The 19,406-nt window shown below is 38.0% G+C and carries 18 protein-coding genes; 15 read left to right on the plus strand and 3 right to left on the minus strand.

Going from position 1 to position 19,406, the window contains the following annotated elements; translation table 11 throughout:
• Positions 1-15: 15 nt before the first annotated feature.
• The 3 genes from glnD to QUD79_RS05195 form a co-directional block, all read right to left on the minus strand.
• A complete protein-coding gene (gene glnD, locus QUD79_RS05185; protein ID WP_184424675.1) occupies positions 16-2,631 on the minus strand; it encodes a [protein-PII] uridylyltransferase in 2,616 nt (871 codons plus the stop codon).
• 63 nt (positions 2,632-2,694) lie between these two features.
• Positions 2,695-3,483, minus strand: coding sequence for a type I methionyl aminopeptidase (gene map, locus QUD79_RS05190; RefSeq protein ID WP_184424676.1), 789 nt, complete (start codon positions 3,481-3,483; stop codon positions 2,695-2,697).
• Between the two features lie 115 nt (positions 3,484-3,598).
• Positions 3,599-4,204, minus strand: a complete 606-nt coding sequence (locus tag QUD79_RS05195) for a thioredoxin domain-containing protein (protein WP_184424677.1) — start codon at positions 4,202-4,204, stop codon at positions 3,599-3,601.
• A gap of 325 nt (positions 4,205-4,529) precedes the next feature.
• Between QUD79_RS05195 and rpsB the strand changes: the two genes are divergently transcribed.
• From rpsB to rnhB, 15 genes are all read left to right on the plus strand, one after another.
• Positions 4,530-5,258, plus strand: a complete 729-nt coding sequence (rpsB, locus tag QUD79_RS05200; RefSeq protein WP_184424678.1) for a 30S ribosomal protein S2 — start codon at positions 4,530-4,532, stop codon at positions 5,256-5,258.
• A gap of 99 nt (positions 5,259-5,357) precedes the next feature.
• Positions 5,358-6,209 carry a translation elongation factor Ts gene (tsf, locus tag QUD79_RS05205; protein ID WP_184424679.1) on the plus strand — a complete coding sequence of 284 codons (852 nt, stop codon included), beginning with the start codon at positions 5,358-5,360 and terminating at the stop codon, positions 6,207-6,209.
• A 127-nt stretch (positions 6,210-6,336) separates the two neighbouring features.
• Complete coding sequence (pyrH, locus tag QUD79_RS05210; RefSeq protein WP_184424680.1) at positions 6,337-7,080, plus strand: UMP kinase; 744 nt, start codon at positions 6,337-6,339, stop codon at positions 7,078-7,080.
• 28 nt (positions 7,081-7,108) lie between these two features.
• Complete coding sequence (gene frr, locus QUD79_RS05215; protein WP_184424681.1) at positions 7,109-7,666, plus strand: ribosome recycling factor; 558 nt, start codon at positions 7,109-7,111, stop codon at positions 7,664-7,666.
• Positions 7,667-7,820: 154 nt separating this feature from the next.
• Complete coding sequence (uppS, locus tag QUD79_RS05220; protein WP_184424731.1) at positions 7,821-8,552, plus strand: polyprenyl diphosphate synthase; 732 nt, start codon at positions 7,821-7,823, stop codon at positions 8,550-8,552.
• Positions 8,553-8,590: 38 nt separating this feature from the next.
• The gene (locus tag QUD79_RS05225; RefSeq protein ID WP_184424682.1) at positions 8,591-9,457 is read left to right on the plus strand and encodes a phosphatidate cytidylyltransferase; all 867 of its coding nucleotides are present in this window, start codon (positions 8,591-8,593) and stop codon (positions 9,455-9,457) included.
• 6 nt (positions 9,458-9,463) lie between these two features.
• The gene (ispC, locus tag QUD79_RS05230) at positions 9,464-10,678 is read left to right on the plus strand and encodes a 1-deoxy-D-xylulose-5-phosphate reductoisomerase (RefSeq protein WP_184424732.1); all 1,215 of its coding nucleotides are present in this window, start codon (positions 9,464-9,466) and stop codon (positions 10,676-10,678) included.
• Positions 10,679-10,683: 5 nt separating this feature from the next.
• Complete coding sequence (gene rseP / locus QUD79_RS05235) at positions 10,684-12,039, plus strand: sigma E protease regulator RseP (protein ID WP_184424683.1); 1,356 nt, start codon at positions 10,684-10,686, stop codon at positions 12,037-12,039.
• A gap of 30 nt (positions 12,040-12,069) precedes the next feature.
• Positions 12,070-14,535: an outer membrane protein assembly factor BamA gene (gene bamA / locus QUD79_RS05240; protein ID WP_184424684.1), complete on the plus strand. Its 2,466-nt coding sequence runs from the start codon at positions 12,070-12,072 to the stop codon at positions 14,533-14,535.
• Positions 14,536-14,597: 62 nt separating this feature from the next.
• Positions 14,598-15,119 carry an OmpH/Skp family outer membrane protein gene (locus tag QUD79_RS05245; RefSeq protein WP_246454980.1) on the plus strand — a complete coding sequence of 174 codons (522 nt, stop codon included), beginning with the start codon at positions 14,598-14,600 and terminating at the stop codon, positions 15,117-15,119.
• A gap of 164 nt (positions 15,120-15,283) precedes the next feature.
• Positions 15,284-16,321 carry a UDP-3-O-(3-hydroxymyristoyl)glucosamine N-acyltransferase gene (gene lpxD, locus QUD79_RS05250; RefSeq protein ID WP_184424685.1) on the plus strand — a complete coding sequence of 346 codons (1,038 nt, stop codon included), beginning with the start codon at positions 15,284-15,286 and terminating at the stop codon, positions 16,319-16,321.
• 46 nt (positions 16,322-16,367) lie between these two features.
• Positions 16,368-16,799, plus strand: coding sequence for a 3-hydroxyacyl-ACP dehydratase FabZ (gene fabZ, locus QUD79_RS05255; protein ID WP_385957559.1), 432 nt, complete (start codon positions 16,368-16,370; stop codon positions 16,797-16,799).
• Positions 16,800-16,814: 15 nt separating this feature from the next.
• Complete coding sequence (gene lpxA / locus QUD79_RS05260) at positions 16,815-17,585, plus strand: acyl-ACP--UDP-N-acetylglucosamine O-acyltransferase (RefSeq protein WP_184424687.1); 771 nt, start codon at positions 16,815-16,817, stop codon at positions 17,583-17,585.
• A 7-nt stretch (positions 17,586-17,592) separates the two neighbouring features.
• Positions 17,593-18,774, plus strand: a complete 1,182-nt coding sequence (gene lpxB / locus QUD79_RS05265; RefSeq protein WP_184424688.1) for a lipid-A-disaccharide synthase — start codon at positions 17,593-17,595, stop codon at positions 18,772-18,774.
• A gap of 1 nt (position 18,775) precedes the next feature.
• A complete protein-coding gene (rnhB, locus tag QUD79_RS05270) occupies positions 18,776-19,402 on the plus strand; it encodes a ribonuclease HII (RefSeq protein ID WP_184424689.1) in 627 nt (208 codons plus the stop codon).
• Positions 19,403-19,406: the final 4 nt, after the last annotated feature.

A 19,406-nucleotide genomic window follows, 5' to 3' on the forward strand; every position in this document is an offset into this window, starting at 1 on the left:
GATCTTTATAGGTAGTTAAACATCTTCGCAAAGCTTTTGCGATAGGGTTTCTTGCTGTTCTAATGTTAATGCTTGGTTGTCTTTATTTGAAACAGTAAAAACATCTTCTGCTTTTTCGCCAAAGGTAGTAATTTTTGCAGAATGTATTGTTATATCGCAAGCAATAAATACTTGTGCAAACTTAGCTAGTAATCCGGGGCTGTCTAAAGCAACTATTTCTAGTAATGTTCTATTTTTAGCTGCTGACTCAATAAAGCTTACTTGTGTTTTTACTTTAAATTGTTTTAATCGTTGGGTGTTAGCCGGTATGGTTAATTTATAATTAGGATCCGATAGCGCAGAGGTTAATGATTGCGCAATGTCTAATGCGCGATAGCTGTCACTAATCGCTTGTCCTTGCTGATCTAAAATAACAAAGGTATTGGCGGTATACCGACCTTTACTGGTAATTATTTTGGCATCATGAATTGATAGCCCTTTAGAACCTAATAAGGTTACGATAGTTGCAAAAATTTTAGCGTTATCTTTTGTATAGACAAATACTTCAGTACCACCACGATAAGCTTTAGGGCTAATTAAGACTAAAGGCTTTAGTTTATTGTGGTGCACAATATGTTCACTGTGCCATGCAATTTGTTGTGGTGAATACCGTAAAAAGTAATCGGCTTTAAATTCACTCCATACAGATAATAAACTGTCTAGGTCTAGTTTATTATCGAGCAGCTCTTTAGCTTGATCTTGGTTTTCACGGATCTGAGCACGTAAGTCGACTGGTTTTTCTAATCCTCGTCTAAATGCGCGCTTGGTTGTGAAGTACAACTCTTCTAATAAGTTAGCTTTCCAGCTATTCCATAAACTTTCATTGGTTGCTCTCATATCAGCAACGGTTAAACAATACAGATAATCGAGATGTGCTTCATCACGAACGATACTTGCAAAGTTTTTAATCACTTCAGGATCGGCAATATCACGACGCTGTGCTGTAATTGACATGAGTAAATGATATTTCACTAACCAAGCGATCATTCGCCCGTCGTGATCGTTAAGTTGGTGCACTTTGCCAAAATTAAGTGCGTCTATTGCGCCCAGCTTTGCATGATCACCGCCACGACCTTTAGCGATATCGTGAAATATGCCGGCAATATAAAGTACTTCAGGCTTTCTTATCCGTTGCACTATTTTACTACATAAAGGAAACTCATGGTCGTATTGCGGTTGACTGAAGCGGTATAAATTTTTAATTAAACGATAACTGTGCTCATCTACAGAGTAGGCATGAAATAAGTCGAATTGCATTTGCCCAACAATATTACGCCATTCAGGCAGGTAAGCACCTAAAATGGAATGCTGATGCATTAAGGTAAATGCTAGTCCTAATCCCCTAGGGTGACGCATAATTTGCATAAATATACGGCGACAATTGGCATAATCTAACATCCCAGAAACTAGCCTACGGCGCGCATTTCTGACTAAACGGAGGGTGTCAGGGTGCAAGTCAATTATTTCATCGCGCTCTGCTATAATTAAAAACATTTCCATAATTTTAGTTGAGCGCATAAATACACGTTTGTTAAGTGCTTTAATTAAGCCATCAACAATAATAAAGTCGTCATTAACAGGAATTTCTACGCTAGTTTTATTGTTTTTTAATATCGCAAACTCAAAATGTTGTAATAACATTTTATTAAGTTCAGCTACACGACCAATAATACGAAAAAAACGCTTCATCATGCGTTCAATTGCAAACTTTCCTTTATCACCAAACCCTAGTAACGTAGCAACGTCAGCTTGATAATCAAAAAGTAGGCGATTTTCACTTCGACCTGCAATAAAATGAAGCGCACAGCGCATTCGCCAGAGGTACTCCTGACACTCTAATAATTCAAAGTATTCATTATGAGTAAGGTATTTATGCTGAACAAGCTCTTCGAGTGAGTCTGCTTTAAAGTGACGCTTTGCTACCCACCCAATAGTTTGAATATCGCGTAAGCCACCAGGATTTGCTTTTAAATTAGGCTCTAACGTATAAGCTGCACCATGATATTGTTCATGACGTTTTATTTGCTCTTCGCGCTTAGCAATAAAGAAGTTCTGAGAGGTCCAAAACGTGTCTTCATTAATTAATGCTTGTAGGTGTTCAGATAATGCATTATTGCCACATATTTGCCGCATTTCCATTAGGTTAGTGGCAGTATTTACATCATTAGCGGCTTGCTTTAAACATTCTTTTATATCACGAACACTGTGACCAATATCAAGTTTCACATCCCAAAGTTGAGCAATAAACGCGGCTATTTTATCTTCAAGTTCGGGTTCTGTTTGCTCTTGTGTAAGGATTAAAATATCCACGTCGGAATATGGGTGTAGCTCTCCACGTCCGTAACCACCTACAGCCACTAAAGCTATTTGGTACTCGTCTAATTGATGTTGGCACCACAACTTAGTAAGTAAACTGTCAACGAAGTTGGCACGTGCTGTTACTATATTAATAATATAATCAGTAGGAAACTGTGCTTTTTGCCATTCTTGAAAATCACGGCTTAGCTGACATACCTCTTTTACATTAATGTAGGGTGCTGTCACTGAAAGTGGGGCTAAGTATTGTTCTGGAACAAGTGCCGGTATAAGCAATAGAGTTTTCTCATAATTTAGGTAATAAATGTAAGTAAACGGCCTAATTAATCAGGCCTTTGTTTAGTTATGTAGAATTCTTGGTATAGTTTCTTCACTTCTAAGTGTTAATATTTCACACCCAGTTTTAGTTACTACGATAGTATGCTCCCATTGAGCAGACTTTTTACCGTCGATGGTATAAACGGTCCAATTGTCTTCTTTGTCTAATACAGTGTTTGCACGACCTAAGTTAATCATAGGCTCAATGGTAAAGCACATGCCTTCTTCCATTTTGGTTTTATCATTATTTTTGTAATGTACTATTTGAGGTTCTTCATGAAACTCTTTGCCAATACCATGACCGCAGTACTCTTTTACTATGGTATATCGCCCAGACTTTTTAATAAATTTTTGAATGGTTGCACCAATATCGCCAAATGCCACACCAGGTTTAACTTTTTTTAAGGCCAAGTATAATGATTCTTGCGTGATACGGCATAGTCTATTATCTTCTGGTGACACGTCACCGAGAAGGAACATTTTACTAGTATCACCATGATATCCATCTTTTATGACGGTAATATCAATATTCAGAATGTCGCCATCTTTAAGTACTGTATCGTCGGGTATACCATGACAAACAACATGGTTGATAGAAGTGCAAATTGACTTTGGAAATCCATGATAGTTAAGTGGAGCCGAAATCGCATTCTGCACTGTTTCAGTATATTCAGCACAAATTTTGTCTAATTCGTTGGTTGTAACCCCCACTTTTACGTGAGGTGCTATCATTTCTAATACGTCAGCGGCTAACTTGCCAGCCACACGCATTTTTTCAATTTCATCTTGGCTTTTTATTTGGATCGACATTCATGCCTCAAGTCTGTAAATTTTGTACGTGAAAAACTACAAGTATGATCACGCTAGAAAATAGCGATAATTCTACATGGTTTTTATTCATTTCCCAATGCCGTTTTGAATTCGTTTACTTAGCAAGTTCAAGTTTTACCGCTTCAACAATTGCACTAGGGTCCTTCAAATACAGGTTGTGATTGAGTAATATTAAGTCATCGTTTACGGCCAGTAAGAGCGCAGGTATTGCTTTAGTTCCAATAACCTCTTGAATTTCTTCAATATAACCTAATACGAATTCAGCGTCTTTTGTAAACTTGTCATGCTTTAATACTTTTGCAGGTGCAGATAATTTAAATTGAGTGATAATATCATCAAAATCATCAGCTACTTTTAGCGGATTACCTTGTTCAAAGTGCTGCTTCTGTATAGCAGATAACAATGAAAGTGCATCCGAAGGCATTTTATTTGCAACCCAAGCTAATAAATTGGCGGCAATGGTGGAGTCAGCAGCATTTTTAAGTTGGTGTTTATATTCAGGCGTAAAAACTGTGTTACTGTCTTGTTCTGCTTGGTCTAAAGTTTTGCTGCCTATTTGCTCATCGCCCTCATACCTTGCACAATGCCATAAATGCAATTCAATGTCTGGAAATGCTTGTTTTATAGCCTTTACCAAAGGTGTTGCTGTATAACTCCATGGGCAATGACTGTCATAGATGAAAAAAAGTTCGGCTACCATAACGCTACTATATTTTAATTAGTGATACGTTATTTTACCTTGCAATTTACTATTAGCCTACCTTTAACTGTCAATTTAATTAGCGTTACGCTATTAAAATGCTGGTTAAATTTTCGGTTCTATGGTATAAAGTGCGCCGCTGAATTATGCCTTGAATTTAGTAAAGGTTTAATATTGGCTCTAAACGAATGTTGAAATCAACATTTATACAATAATCTCACATACATTTAGCAACAAATATACCGGGGTGCCAAGCTCAATAAAATGGGCAATATAGGTCGTGTATATTGAATGTATGAACGCTTAACCCCAAAGGAAAATTATTATGCCAAACGTATCAATGCGCGATATGCTTAAAGCCGGTGTACATTTCGGCCACAAAACTCGTTATTGGAATCCAAAAATGAAATCTTACATTTTTGGTGCTCGTGACAAAGTTCATATCATCAACTTAGAACAAACTGTTCCTATGTTCAACGAAGCACTTGCTTTTATATCAGGTGTATCTTCGAAGAAAGGTAAAGTGTTATTTGTTGGTACTAAGCGCGCAGCAAGCGACGCTATCAAAGACGCAGCAATTAAATCTGACCAATTCTACGTTAATCATCGCTGGTTAGGCGGTATGTTGACTAACTGGAAAACAGTTCGTCAATCTATCAAGCGTTTAAAAGATTTAGAATCTCAAAGCACTGACGGTACATTCGAAGCGTTAACAAAGAAAGAAGCGTTAATGCGTACTCGTGAAATGGAAAAACTTGAGAAAAGTCTTGGTGGTATCAAAAACATGGGCGGTTTACCAGACGCTTTATTCGTAATAGATGCTGATCATGAGCACATTGCAATTAAAGAAGCGAATAACTTAGGTATTCCAGTAGTTTCTGTTGTTGATACTAACTCAAACCCAGATGGTGTTGATTACATCGTACCTGGTAACGATGATGCGATTCGTGCAGTAACATTGTACTTAGACTCAGCAGCTAACGCTGTGTTAGAAGGTCGTGAAAAGAACATCGTAGTACAAGCTGAAAAAGACGATTTTGTAGAAACTGAGTAACACTCACTTTTAACAAACGTTTTATTTAGCTATTGCCACATTTGCTTAATACAAATGTGGCAATGTATTAATATTTATCTGAATTTGAGGAATTAACTGATGGCAATTACTGCTGCACAAGTTAAAGAGTTACGTGAACGCACAGCTGCGGGCATGATGGATTGTAAAAAAGCGCTACAAGAAGCTAACGGCGACATGGAACTTGCGATTGAAAATATGCGTAAGTCTGGCCAAGCTAAAGCTGCTAAAAAAGCGGGTAATATTGCCGCTGAAGGTACTATTTTAATTAAAGACGCTGATGGTGTTGCTGCTTTAGTTGAAGTTAACTGTCAAACAGACTTTGTTGCTAAAGACGCTAACTTCTTAGCTTTTGCTAACGAAGTTACTGATGCTGCTCTTGCTTCAAAAGCAAGCATTGAAGAGTTACAAGCGCAATTTGAAGAAAAGCGTATTGCATTAGTGACCAAAATTGGTGAAAACATCAATGTACGTCGCGTAGAGTACATAAAAGGTGCTAGCTTAGCTTCTTACCGTCACGGTGCTACTATTGGTGTTGTTGTTGCAGGTGAAGGTGATGCAGAGTCACTTAAGCACATTGCTATGCACGTTGCTGCAAGCAAGCCTGATTATATCAACCCTGAAGATGTGCCAGCTGATGTAGTTGAGAAAGAAAAAGCCATTCAAATCGATATCGCGATGAATGAAGGTAAGCCACAAGAAATCGCAGAAAAAATGGTTTCAGGTCGTATGAAGAAGTTCACTGGTGAGGTTTCGCTTACTGGTCAAGCTTTCATTATGGAGCCTAAGAAAACAGTTGGCGACATTCTTAAAGAAAGAGGTGTAACTGTTTCATCATTTATTCGTTTAGAAGTTGGTGAAGGAATTGAAAGAAAATCAGAAGATTTTGCTGCTGAAGTAGAAGCACAACTTGCTGCGGCTAAAGGGCAGTAATTAAGCAGATAATTGCTTAAAAGACTTCTTTTTTCAGTTTAGACTTTCGATAGTTAGCTAAACGTATTAAAATAGCCGCGGTTAATTTCAACCGCGGCTTTTTTACACCTACAGGAATGGTTATTTTATGAGCGTTAACCCCAAACCAACATATCGACGAATTTTATTAAAACTTAGTGGTGAAGCCCTTATGGGTGCTGAAGGATTTGGTATCGATCCAAGTGTTTTAGACCGAATGGCTCAGGAAATTAAAGAACTAATCGAAATGGGGATCCAGGTGGGGTTAGTCATTGGTGGTGGCAACTTATTCCGTGGTGCCGGACTTGCTGAAGCTGGTATGAATAGAGTGGTTGGTGACCAAATGGGCATGCTCGCTACTGTAATGAATGGTTTAGCAATGCGCGATGCACTGCACCGTGCGTTTGTAAATGCTAAGTTGATGTCAGCAATTGATCTGGCTGGTGTATGTGATACTTACAACTGGGCTAATGCTATTGGGCTGCTCAAGTCAGGCCGAGTTGTTATTTTTAGTGCTGGAACGGGAAACCCTTTCTTTACTACAGATTCTGCAGCATGTTTACGCGGTATTGAAATAGAAGCGGATGCTGTGTTAAAGGCGACGAAGGTTGATGGTATATATTCTTCAGATCCAGTAGCTAATCCGGATGCTGAATTATATACTCATTTAACCTACCAAGAAGTGTTAGAAAAAGAATTAAAAGTAATGGATCTTGCGGCGTTTACTTTAGCGCGAGACCATAATATGCCAATTAGAGTGTTTAACATGAACAAGCAAGGGGCATTAAAAGCAGTGGTCATGGGTGAGCAAGAAGGCACAACTATTGATCATGCTGAAAATTTAGAACAATAATAGACTGTTTTTTTAAGGAAATATTAAAGTGATAGATGATATTAAACAAGATGCCAAAGAGCGTATGGCAAAAAGTATTGAAGCTTTTAAAACTAGCCTAAATAAAGTAAGAACTGGCCGCGCACATACCTCATTACTCGATAATATCAGTGTTGAATATTACGGCATGCCAACTCCTTTAAACCAAGTAGGCAATGTGTCAGTACCTGATGCACGTACAATTGCAATTACTGTATTTGATAAAGGAATGATCTCAGCTGTTGAAAAAGCCATTTTGGCTTCTGACTTAGGCTTAAACCCGTCTTCTCAAGGTACTCTTATCCGCATACCTTTACCGCCATTAACTGAAGAGCGCCGTAAAGACCTCGTTAAAGTAGTAAAAGGTGAAGGTGAAGGTGCTAAAGTAGCTATTCGTAATATACGACGTGATGCAAATTCAGATATTAAGTCTTTACATAAAGAAAAAGATATTAGTGAAGATGAAATGCATAACGGGGAAGATGAAATTCAAAAAATTACTGATACCTTTGTAAAGCAAGTTGACGCGATTTTGGCAGATAAAGAAGCCGAATTGATGGAAATTTAGCAACACATAATTGATATTACGCTGTAGTACTAAGTTATGCCAATTCATCTCTTATCCTGAATTTGGATATTGAGGTTAACTGGATAGATATAATAACTAGCTACAGCGTTTTTGTATTTGAAGAGTCGGAGTTTATGTGAGTGTGATTGAACCTATGACAGATGAGTTAATTAATATACCTCAGCATGTCGCTATTATCATGGATGGCAATGGTCGTTGGGCGCAGTCACGTGGTAAAAAAAGAGTTATTGGTCATAAAAATGGTGTAGAGTCTGTTCGGTCAGTAGTTTCAGCGGCTAGAAAACAAGGTATAAAAGCATTAACCTTATTTGCCTTTAGTAGCGAAAATTGGCAGCGCCCTGAAGGCGAAGTGAATGTGCTAATGGATTTGTTTATGTATGTATTAACCAGAGAGGTTAAAAAACTACATAAAAATAATATTCGCTTTCAAGTGGTAGGTGAGCTTTCGCGTTTTTCTGAAAAACTTCAAAAAATGATCAAAAGCGCAGAGCTGTTAACGCAAGACAATAATGCAATGGTACTGTCTATTGCTGCAAACTATGGTGGTCGTTGGGATATTGCTAACGCAGCACGAGTCCTTGCTGAAAAATCGGTAGCCGGAAAAATTACTGCCTCTGAAATTAATGAAGCATCGCTTGCTCAAGAAATCTGCTTAGCAGATTTACCTGAATTAGACTTGTTGATTCGAACAGGCGGTGACTATAGAATCAGTAACTTCCTTTTGTGGCAAGCCGCATATGCCGAACTTTATTTTACAGATGTTTTGTGGCCTGACTTTAAAGAAAAAGAGTTTTTAAAGGCTATAGCATGTTTTGATAGCCGTGAACGTAGATTTGGCCTAACAGGCGAACAAATTAAAAAATAATAACTAAAAAGAATTTTAAAATAGAAAAGGGTTAACGTTTGTTAAAACAAAGAATTATTACAGCTGTTATCTTAGCTCCTTTGGCTATTTCGGCAATATTTTATTTACCGTTAGCCAACTTTGCCGCGCTAATTATGGTAATAATGGCATTAGGGGCTTGGGAATGGGGCCCATTAATGGGGTTTGATAAAAGTAATCGTAGAATGGCATTTGTGGTGGGAACAATTGCCCTGATCAGCATACTTTGGTTAAAATTTCCGATTGAACAGTTGTGGCTGAACCATCACACCTTACAGCAAGGTGCTATTTATGTTTTGTGGCTAGCTGTAGCGTGGTGGCTACTTTCTGCGACGTTAACCTTTCTTTATCCTCGTTATAGTAAGTTTTGGTCAAGTCACCGCTCTATCAGAGGTGTATTTGGTTGGTTAACTTTAGTACCCACCTGGCTTGCTTTTATAGTAATTCGCTCTAATGAATATCAAGTCGACCCTTATCATGGCGCACAATTAATTATGTTTTTATTTTTAATGGTGTGGGGTGCAGATATAGGTGCTTATTTTGTTGGTAAGTCTATTGGTAAGCGTAAATTACTGCCTAATGTTAGCCCCGGTAAAACTCTTGAAGGTTATATAGGTGGCGTAGTATTTTCTTGTATTTTAATTTGTCTTGCTGGTTATAACTTAGGTTGGAGCCAACAAGAGTATCTACTTGTGCTTCCTGTTACGGTATTAATTACCACTATATCGGTGTTAGGTGATTTGAATGAAAGTATGTTTAAACGCCAGGCGGGAATAAAAGATAGTGGCACTATTTTGCCAGGACATGGCGGTATTTTAGATCGAATTGATAGTCTAACAGCAACTGCACCGGTATTTGCTTTGTGTTACGCAGTAATTGGCTGGTAAATTATGATGCGTAATATATGTATATTGGGCTCAACAGGCTCAATAGGTATCAGCACGTTAGATGTTATTCGACAACACCCCTCTTTATTTAATGTTGTAAGCCTATCTGCGAAAGCTAGCGTTGATACAATGTTTGAACAGTGCCTTGAATTTAAACCCCAAAACGTTGTAATGGTATCAAAAGTACATGCTACAGCACTTAAGCAGAAGCTGTTAGACAATGGTGTAAATAATGTTGTCATAAGCTCCGGTGAACAAGCGCTTGTTGATATTGCAGAGTCTGATAGCAATGATACTGTGATGGCTGCAATTGTAGGCGCTTCTGGGCTATTACCTACATTAGCTGCGGTAAAAAAAGGTAAGCGGGTACTACTTGCGAACAAAGAGGCGCTGGTTACTTCGGGTGCCATTTTTATTGAAGCTGTGAAACGCTCGGGTGCTGAGTTACTGCCGATCGATAGTGAACATAATGCTATTTTTCAATGCCTACCAGTAAAAGCACAAAGTAATACAGGGTATTGTAACCTTGCTGAGCAGGGAGTAAGTAAAATACTGTTAACAGGCTCTGGTGGGCCATTTAGAACTTTACCTATTGAGCAACTTGAATTTGTTACACCTGATCAAGCATGTGCTCACCCAAATTGGGAGATGGGCCGTAAAATTTCGGTTGACTCTGCCACCATGATGAATAAAGGATTAGAGTTAATCGAAGCTAAGTGGTTATTTAATGTTGAAGTTGAAGACATTAAAGTTGTTTTACATCCGCAAAGTACGATTCATTCTATGGTGCAGTATAAAGATGGTTCAGTTATTGCTCAAATGGGTAACCCAGACATGCGTACTCCAATCGCACATGCTTTAGCCTACCCTGACCGTATTACCGCAGGCGTTGAACCACTTGATTTCTTTACTACGCCATCTTTTGAATTTTCAGATGTTGATTTTGACCGTTACCCTAACCTAAAACTAGCGATTGAAGCATGCAAGTCAGGGCAGGGCGCTTGTACAGCACTTAATGCTGCTAATGAAGTTGCTGTTGACGCCTTTTTGAGCAAACAGATTAAATTTACCGAAATAGCAAAAATAAATGAAACTTCTGTGAATAAATTTGTCTCAGAAGAGGTGATAACAATTGATGATGTTATTCGCATTGATAATTTAGCACGAGCGCTTGCTCGCGCTTTAGTTGAAAAGTGTGCCAGTGTAGCCGAAGGTAACTAAGTAGTATGTTTGATTTTTTGTGGAATTTATCTTCATTTATTATTGCATTGGGTATTTTAATTACCGTACATGAGTATGGTCATTTCTGGGTAGCACGTAAAAATGATGTGAAGGTAGAGCGCTTCTCAATAGGTTTTGGTAAAGCGCTTTGGCGAAAAAAAGATAAACAGGGTACTGAATTTGTTATCGCATTAATTCCGCTTGGCGGTTACGTTAAAATGCTTGATGAGCGCGTTGACGAGGTAGCTGATGAAGATAAGTTACGCACTTTTAATAGCAAAAGTGTTTATCAACGAATTGCTATAGTTGCTGCCGGTCCAATAGCCAATTTTTTGTTTGCAATAGCTGCCTTTTACTTAATGTTTATTTTAGGTATGCCGTCAGTTAAACCAATCATTGGTGAAATAAAAGTTGATTCTATTGCCGCGCAAAGCCAGTTGAGCGCAAATAGTGAAATAATTGAAATTTCAGGACAAAGCACCTTAGATTGGACCGATGTTAATTTAGCGTTAGCGTCACAAATCGGAAAACAACAAGTTAGTATTACTGTTAAAGAAAATGGTAGTGCAACACCTAAAAGTTATTTATTAGATACAAAAAACTGGCGTTTTGAGCCAGATAAAGAGCCTGCCTATGAAGGATTAGGTATTAAACCTTATCTAACAAAGCAACTGAATGAATTAGCGCTGGTGGGTAAAAACTCTCCAGCTGAAAAATATGGTTTAAAGGTTGGTGACCAGTTTGTAGCGATTAATGGTAAGGCTGAACGTAATGACTGGGAGTACTTTTCGACAGAAATTAAAAAATATCCTAGCCAAGAGCTCACATTAACGGTAAAACGTAGTTCGCAAACGCTTAATATAAAGGTAATACCTGACAGTGTTGAACGAAATGGAGCATTAATAGGCTACCTTGGTGTTGCGGCAAAGTCAGAACCTTATCCAGAAAAATATTTAATTGAAATTGGTTATGGTCCAATTGAGGCCGTCGGTAAAAGTATAGAAAAAACTTGGAGCTTAATTGGTTTAAGTTTCGATATGATAGGAAAACTGATCACAGGAGATGTGTCAGTTAAAAATTTAAGTGGTCCAATAGGTATAGCGCAAGGAGCAGGGGATCACGCAGGGTATGGTTTTGTTTATTTTTTAGGCTTTTTAGCATTGATTAGCATTAATTTAGGCATAATTAATATTTTACCGGTACCAGTACTTGATGGTGGCCATTTAGTTTACTACCTTATAGAGCTAGTAACGGGCAAGCCCGTATCAGAAAAAACTCAAGAAATTGGGTTCAAGTTTGGTACACTAGCGCTCTTAGGGTTAATGAGTATCGCATTATTTAACGATTTTTCGCGATTATAGAGAAAATAAGAAGTATTAAGTAATTACTATATGATGATTAAAAAAATAGCCCTTGCGGTTTTATTAGGTGCCTTTGGTAGCACGGCACAAGCTGCTGAAGCGTTTCAGGTAGAAGATATTCAAGTAAAAGGATTACAACGTGTTGCCTTAGGCGCTGCGTTAACACATATTCCTTTTAATATTGGCGATACTCTTAACGATTTTCGAATTTCTCAAGCGATTAAAGCCTTATATCGTTCAGGTCATTTTAACAATATTGTCGTTTCAAAAAATGGTAATCGCATAATTTTTCGCGTACAAGAGCGTGAAACTATCAGTAATATCACCTTTGAAGGCAATAAAGACCTGAAAGATGAGCAGTTAACTGAGAGTTTAGATGGCAGCGACATTCGTATTGGAGAAACGCTCGATAAAACAGTAATCTCTGGCCTAGAATCAGGTTTAGAAGACTTTTACCACAGTGTTGGTAAATATAATGCTGATGTTAAAGCTGAAATTACTCACTTGCCTCGAAACCGTGTTGATCTAAAGTTTATTTTCAGTGAAGGTGATGCAGCTGCTATTAAGCAAATTAATATAGTAGGTAATGAAATATTCACCGATCAAGACTTACTTGAGAATATAGAATTAACTTACGATTCACCTTGGTGGGATTTTATGGCGCAAGATCGCTATCAAAAGCAAACCCTACAAGGCGATATGGAAACCATAGAAAGTTATTATCTTGATCGTGGTTACCTAAAATATAAAGTTGACTCAACCCAAGTGTCGATGACCCCAGATAAAAAATCGGTATATATTACGCTTAACGTTACCGAAGGCGAGCAATATAAAGTAAGTGATGTGGACTTTGTTGGCGATATGGCCGGGTTTGAAAAAACTATTAGAGCAATTAACCCTCTAAAGTCTGGCAAGCTTTATAATGGTGCAGAAGTTACATATACCGAAGAAACTATAAGTAAGTTTTTAGGGCGTTTTGGTTATGCCTACCCTAAAGTTACTACTATCCCATCGATAAACGAAGAAGATAAAACAGTTAAATTGTCTATTTCAATAGATCCTGGTAAACGTATCTATGTAAACCGTATAAACTTTCAAGGTAACCACGTAACAGCTGACAACGTATTACGACGTGAAATGCGTCAAATGGAAGGTGCTTGGTTATCAAACAGTATGGTTGAAGGTTCTAAAGCGTGGTTATCTCGCTTACCTTATATGGAAACAGTTGAATTTGAAACGAAACAATTACCAAACGAAGACGATTTAGTTGATATTGACTTTACCGTTAAAGAACAGCCTTCAGGTTCATTTACTGCAGGTATTGGTTATGGTTCAACGACGAAGTTAAGCTTGAATGCAGGTATTCAACAAAATAACTTTTTAGGAACTGGTAACCGCTTAGCGTTTAATATCAATACGATTAGTTATTCTCGTAGCGTTAACATCTCATACACTGACCCATACTTTACTAAAGATGCTATTTCTTTAGGTGGAAATATTTACTACAACGAGTTTGATGCTGGCAGTGCAAACCTTGTTGAATATAATAATAAAACTTACGGTATAGGTGTTAATTTTGGTTTTCCGATCAACGAATACTTACGTTTAAACTTTGGTCTAGGTTATAAGAGTAACGGTATAACTCGTTTACAAACTTATGAGCAAATTCAACGCTTTTATGAATTGTTTTCTGATCCAAATAACCCTGATGGCGGTCTAGAGTTTGAAACGTTTGACGTGTCAGCAGGAATTTCCCGTTCAACGCTAAACCGTGGTACTTTTCCTACGGCAGGATCACAGCAAAGTTTAACTTATAAAATGACCACACCAAATTCTGATGTGAATTATTTTAAAATTAACTTAGATACAAAATGGTATTTCCCGATTGCTAGAGGCTGGAGTGTTTTAACACGTATGCAATTAGGTTATGGTAATGGCTACGATACCATTAATGGTAATGACCAAATACTACCGTTTTGGGAAAACTTTAGAGCGGGTGGTTCAGACACGTTACGTGGTTTTGAAACCAACACAGTTGGACCTCGAGCTATTTTTAGATATCCTAGTGGTATTCCTGGCACACCAGATCCTGTATCAGGGTCAAGCTGTTGTTTAGGGCCAGACCATGATGTAGTGCAAGCATCTACTCGTTCAGTTGGTGGTAATGCCATTGCTTTGGCTGGAATTGAGCTAATTGTACCTACGCCATTCCTTGATGAAGGTTTTGCTAATAGCGTACGTACCAGTTTATTTGTTGATGCCGGTAACGTTTGGGATACTGAGTTTCAAATTAACGATTACAAAGACTTAGCAAGTAAAGAGTTTGAGAAAATAGCTGATTATTCTGACGTAGGACGCTTTAGAGCTTCAGCAGGACTTTCAGTACAGTGGCTATCTCCCATGGGACCAATGATTTTTAGTTTTGCTAAAACATTGAAAGAAGAAACGGGCGATGATACAAAATTCTTTACCTTTAATATTGGTAAAACCTTTTAATTTTAAAAACTGATCCCTATATCTATAAAAATGATCAGAAAATCTATAAGTAGGAGAAGACATTGAAAAAGTTATTTAAATCTATTGCCATCGCAACAGTTGCTTCAGGCGCAATCTTATCAAGTGCAGCAGCTATGGCGGCAGATCAAAAAATTGGTGTTGTTAATTTTCAAGAAGTAATGGGTACAATTCCTCAAACTGCTGCAATTATGCAACAGTTAGAATCTGAGTTTAAAGATGAGCGCGCAGTTGTCGCTCAATTAGAAAAAGACATTAAATATTATCAAGAAAAAAAACAACGTGATGGTGCGTTGATGAGTGAGAAAGAAAAGGCTGATCTTGATAAGCAAATAGGTGATTTATTTGCTCAATATCAAGAAAAAGGCAAAGCTTTACAACAAAAAGCGGGTGTTCGTCAAAATGAAGAGCAAAGTAAATTAATCGCGTTAGTTAGACAAGCGATTGATGGCATTGCTGCAAAAGATAAATTCGACCTTATTTTACAACAACAGGCCGTTGCTTTTGCAAAACCAGATGCTGACATTACCAAAAAGGTTGTTGAGCAAGTAAGTAAGCTTAAATAACAACTTTAGGGTAAACCCTACATAAGCTACGATAAATTCATTGTAACCTACTATGGCTTTCAGATCGTCTATACTTAATAGACTGGTCTGGAGGCCTAAATTGTTTTTACAAAGACACTGAGCAATTGAGTAGCTTTGTACACATCTTTAAAAAATAGGTTCTTATGAATTACACCCTACAAGATATTGCAGATAAAATTGGTGCTTCAGTTCACGGCGATAGCCAATGCAAGGTTAGCAAGCTTGCGACCTTAGTTGATGCTGGTACTGGAGAAATAGCCTTTTTATCCAATTCGAAATATAAAAGTCAACTCACCGACACTAAGGCAAGTGCAGTCATAATTAACCCAGACTGTTTAGAAGATTGCCCAACGAATGCGTTAGTGATGAACAATCCTTATATTGGCTATGCTATGGTCGCGCAGCTATTAAACACTACACCAAAGCCTGCTGATGCAATTCATCACAGCGCTGTTATTGATTCAAGTGCTTCTATCGGTGTGAATGTTTCTATAGGTGCTAATGCTGTTATAGAGTCTGGTGTTCGATTAGCAGATAATGTTTGTATAGGTGCAGGCTGCTTTATTGGTAAGAATGCTATAATTGGTGAAAATACCGTACTGTGGGCAAACGTAAGTGTTTATCACCAAGTAGAAATAGGAAAAAACTGTTTAGTTCAATCAAATACAGTTATCGGCTCTGATGGTTTTGGTTATGCTAATGATAAAGGTCGCTGGATAAAAATACCGCAATTAGGTACTGTGATCATTGGTAACGATGTCGAAATAGGTGCTAGTACAACAATTGATCGCGGCGCCTTAGGTAATACCATAATTAATGATGGTGTTATTTTAGATAACCAGTTACAGATCGCTCATAACGTAGAGATTGGATCTGGCACAGCAATGGCCGCATGTAGTGTTATCGCGGGTAGTACAAAAATTGGTAAAAATTGTACCATTGCAGGCTTAGTAGGTGTTAATGGACATATTGAAATAGCGGATAATTGTATTTTTACAGGTATGGCTATGGTCACTAAGTCTATTACCGAACCTGGCGTATATTCTTCAGGCATGCCATGCGCACCCAATAAAGAATGGCATAAATCTAATGCGAGAATTAGGAAATTAGACACGGTTAATGTTAAAATAAAAGCGCTTGAACAAGCACTTAAAGAGCTTAAGCTTCAAGCTTCGAATTAATATTAGAATCTAAAAGGAATGACAATTGGATTTACAAAAAAATGTAATGGGTGTTGAAGAAATTCAAAAGCTCATACCACATCGCTACCCAATGCTTTTAGTTGATCGTGTGCTTGATTATCAACCAGGTAAGTGGTTGCACGCGATTAAAAATGTCACGATTAATGAGCCGATATTTACAGGCCATTTTCCTGAGTTAGCTATTTTTCCAGGGGTATTAATACTAGAAAGTTTAGCACAAGCAACAGGTATATTAGGATTTAAAACGACTGAAGGTCGTGGCGATGATGAAATGTATTTATTTGCTTCAATCGATAACGCCAAATTTAAACGTCCGGTAGTACCAGGTGACACAATGCACTTGCATGTAGAGTTTATTAAAGAGCGCCGTAATATGTGGAAGTTTTATGGTGAAGCTAAGGTTGATGGTAATATTGTATGTTCAGCTGACTTAATGTGTGCTCGACGCAAACTGTAAATAGAGGTTAAAGATTTGATCCACGAACAAGCAATAATAGAAGCCGGTGCTCAAATCGGCAACAATGTCACTATTGGCCCTTGGACGTTTATCAGCAAGGATGTTGTAATTGGTGACAACTGTAATATTAGTTCACATGTTGTTATTAATGGTCCAACAAAAATAGGTAAGGGTAACCGTATTTTTCAATTTGCTTCTATCGGTGAAGATTGCCAAGACTTAAAATATGCAGGTGAAGTAACCGAATTAGTTATTGGTGACAATAATACCTTTAGAGAATGCTGCACAATACATAGAGGCACTATTCAAGACAAAGGTATAACGTCTATTGGTTCTAACAACCTATTTATGGCATATACGCATGTTGCTCATGACTGTGTTGTGGGTGACCACTGTATTATGGCCAACAATGCTTCTATCGCTGGGCATGTTCACGTAGGTGATCATGTTATTTTAGGCGGTATGAGTGGTGTTCATCAGTTTTGTCACATTGGCGCGCACAGCTTTATAGCAGCTAATAGCCTAGTCTTAAAAGATGTTCCTCCTTATATTATGGCCGCAGGAGACAGTGCTAAGCCTTATGGGTTAAACAGCGAAGGCCTTAAAAGACGAGGCTTTAGTACTGAAGTAATTTCTTCAATTAAAAAAGCTTATCGGATGGTATATCGTCAAGGGTTAACCATAGACGCAGCATTAGATAAAATGAAAAGTGAACTGACTGATAGCAAGGATTTACAGCTGTTTGCTAGCTTTGTAAAGTCTTCAAGTCGTGGCATTATTCGCTAATATCGCTATGAACAATCAACTTTCTGCTCAAGCTACCGAAACTAGCGAAGCAAAAGCCCATCATACTCCCACGTTTGCTATTGTTGTTGGCGAACACTCTGGAGATACCTTAGGAGCAGGTTTGATGGTTGAGTTATCACGCCATTACCCTGATGCTAAGTTTATTGGCATTGGTGGCCCTAAGATGTTGGCTTTAGGCTTTGAAAGCTTATTTGCAATGGATGAGCTATCTGTTATGGGCTTAGTAGAAGTGCTAGGGCGGATCAAACGCTTATTACATATAAGAAAATCATTAACCCAATACTTTATCAAACATAAACCTTCTGTTTTTATTGGTATTGATGCACCAGATTTTAATTTATCATTAGAAGAGAAGCTTAAAAAAGAAGGCGTAAAAACAGTACATTACGTTAGCCCTTCGGTATGGGCATGGCGTGAAAAACGTGTTTTTAAAATTGAAAAAGCCACCAATATGGTGTTATCTCTCTTACCTTTTGAAAAGCAATTTTACGATAAACATCAAGTTCCTTGCACCTTTGTTGGGCATCCTCTAGCGGACGACATACCGTTATTATCTAACAAGGCAGAGGCTAGAAGTAAATTGTCATTACCGCAACAAAATAAAATTGTGGCATTAATGCCTGGAAGTCGTGGTGGCGAACTTGAGCGTTTAGTGCCACCATTTTTAGCTAGTGCGCAGCTTCTATTGGCTTCAGATCCTGACGTGGTATTTGTCGTGCCAATGATCAGTGAGAAAAGAACAGCGCAATTTAATAAAATAAGGCAAGAGTTAGCACCAGAATTGCCCGTTATCGTAATAACGAATCAAACCCAAGACGTAATGGCTGCAAGTGACTGCTTATTAATGGCTTCAGGTACAGTGACTTTAGAGGCTGCTCTGATTAAACGCCCCATGGTTATTTGTTACAAGTTTAATTTGTTAACGTATTGGTTAGCCATGTGGTTAGTGAAGTTAAAGTGGTTTTCTTTACCAAATTTATTGGCTAATCGCACTTTAGTGCCTGAATTGCTTCAAAATGAAGTTGAGCCTGCTCATATCGTGCCTTTAATTAAAGAAAGGCTATACCAGGATCAAGAAACTTTGACACAAGCATTTACCGATATTCACAAGCAATTAAAGCAAAATGCAAGTGAAAAAGCGGCCAAAGCAGTAATTGAGTTGCTATAACATGACGCAACCTAAACGTATTACACCTCCATTTGAATACCCTATTGCGTATTGTATCGCTGGTGTTGATGAAGTAGGCCGAGGCCCATTAGTTGGTGATGTAGTCACCGCAGCTGTTATTCTTGACATAGAAAACCCCATTGATGGACTAATGGATTCAAAGAAGTTATCTGAAAAAAAACGAGCTTTACTTTTTGACCAAATAAAGGAAAAAGCAATTGCTTGGTCAATCGGTAGGGCTTCACCTGAAGAAATAGATACCTTGAATATTTTGCATGCAACAATGCTAGCAATGCAGCGTGCTGTTCAAGGGCTTAGTGTTGTACCTGACTATGTCTTAGTTGACGGCAATAGAACACCAACCTTTGGTAGTGAACAGGGAAAAATAGCAAGTCAATCTGTGGTTAAAGGAGATGACAGAGTCGCTGAAATAAGCGCTGCATCTATTTTAGCTAAGGTGGTTCGAGATAATGAAATGATCGCGTTAGACAAATTACATCCTCAATACGGCTTTGCCAAGCATAAGGGCTATCCAACTAAACATCATTTGGAAATGATCGCACAATATGGTGTACTACCAAGTTATAGAAAAAGTTTTAAACCAGTCGCCGCAATTATTAATCAGTAGAGTT

Source organism: Thalassotalea piscium, assembly GCF_030295935.1.
Taxonomy (GTDB): Bacteria; Pseudomonadota; Gammaproteobacteria; order Enterobacterales; family Alteromonadaceae; genus Thalassotalea_B; species Thalassotalea_B piscium.

Excerpts from the sequence above, each read along its gene's own strand:
- map (WP_184424676.1), bottom strand. The coding sequence starts at position 3,483 with ATGTCGATCCAAATAAAAAGCCAAGATGAAATTGAAAAAATGCGTGTG.
- QUD79_RS05195 (WP_184424677.1), bottom strand. The coding sequence starts at position 4,204 with ATGGTAGCCGAACTTTTTTTCATCTATGACAGTCATTGCCCATGGAGT.
- rpsB (WP_184424678.1), top strand. The coding sequence starts at position 4,530 with ATGCCAAACGTATCAATGCGCGATATGCTTAAAGCCGGTGTACATTTC.
- tsf (WP_184424679.1), top strand. The coding sequence starts at position 5,358 with ATGGCAATTACTGCTGCACAAGTTAAAGAGTTACGTGAACGCACAGCT.
- pyrH (WP_184424680.1), top strand. The coding sequence starts at position 6,337 with ATGAGCGTTAACCCCAAACCAACATATCGACGAATTTTATTAAAACTT.
- uppS (WP_184424731.1), top strand. The coding sequence starts at position 7,821 with ATGACAGATGAGTTAATTAATATACCTCAGCATGTCGCTATTATCATG.
- ispC (WP_184424732.1), top strand. The coding sequence starts at position 9,464 with ATGCGTAATATATGTATATTGGGCTCAACAGGCTCAATAGGTATCAGC.
- rseP (WP_184424683.1), top strand. The coding sequence starts at position 10,684 with ATGTTTGATTTTTTGTGGAATTTATCTTCATTTATTATTGCATTGGGT.
- bamA (WP_184424684.1), top strand. The coding sequence starts at position 12,070 with ATGATGATTAAAAAAATAGCCCTTGCGGTTTTATTAGGTGCCTTTGGT.
- lpxD (WP_184424685.1), top strand. The coding sequence starts at position 15,284 with ATGAATTACACCCTACAAGATATTGCAGATAAAATTGGTGCTTCAGTT.
- fabZ (WP_385957559.1), top strand. The coding sequence starts at position 16,368 with ATGGGTGTTGAAGAAATTCAAAAGCTCATACCACATCGCTACCCAATG.
- lpxB (WP_184424688.1), top strand. The coding sequence starts at position 17,593 with ATGAACAATCAACTTTCTGCTCAAGCTACCGAAACTAGCGAAGCAAAA.
- rnhB (WP_184424689.1), top strand. The coding sequence starts at position 18,776 with ATGACGCAACCTAAACGTATTACACCTCCATTTGAATACCCTATTGCG.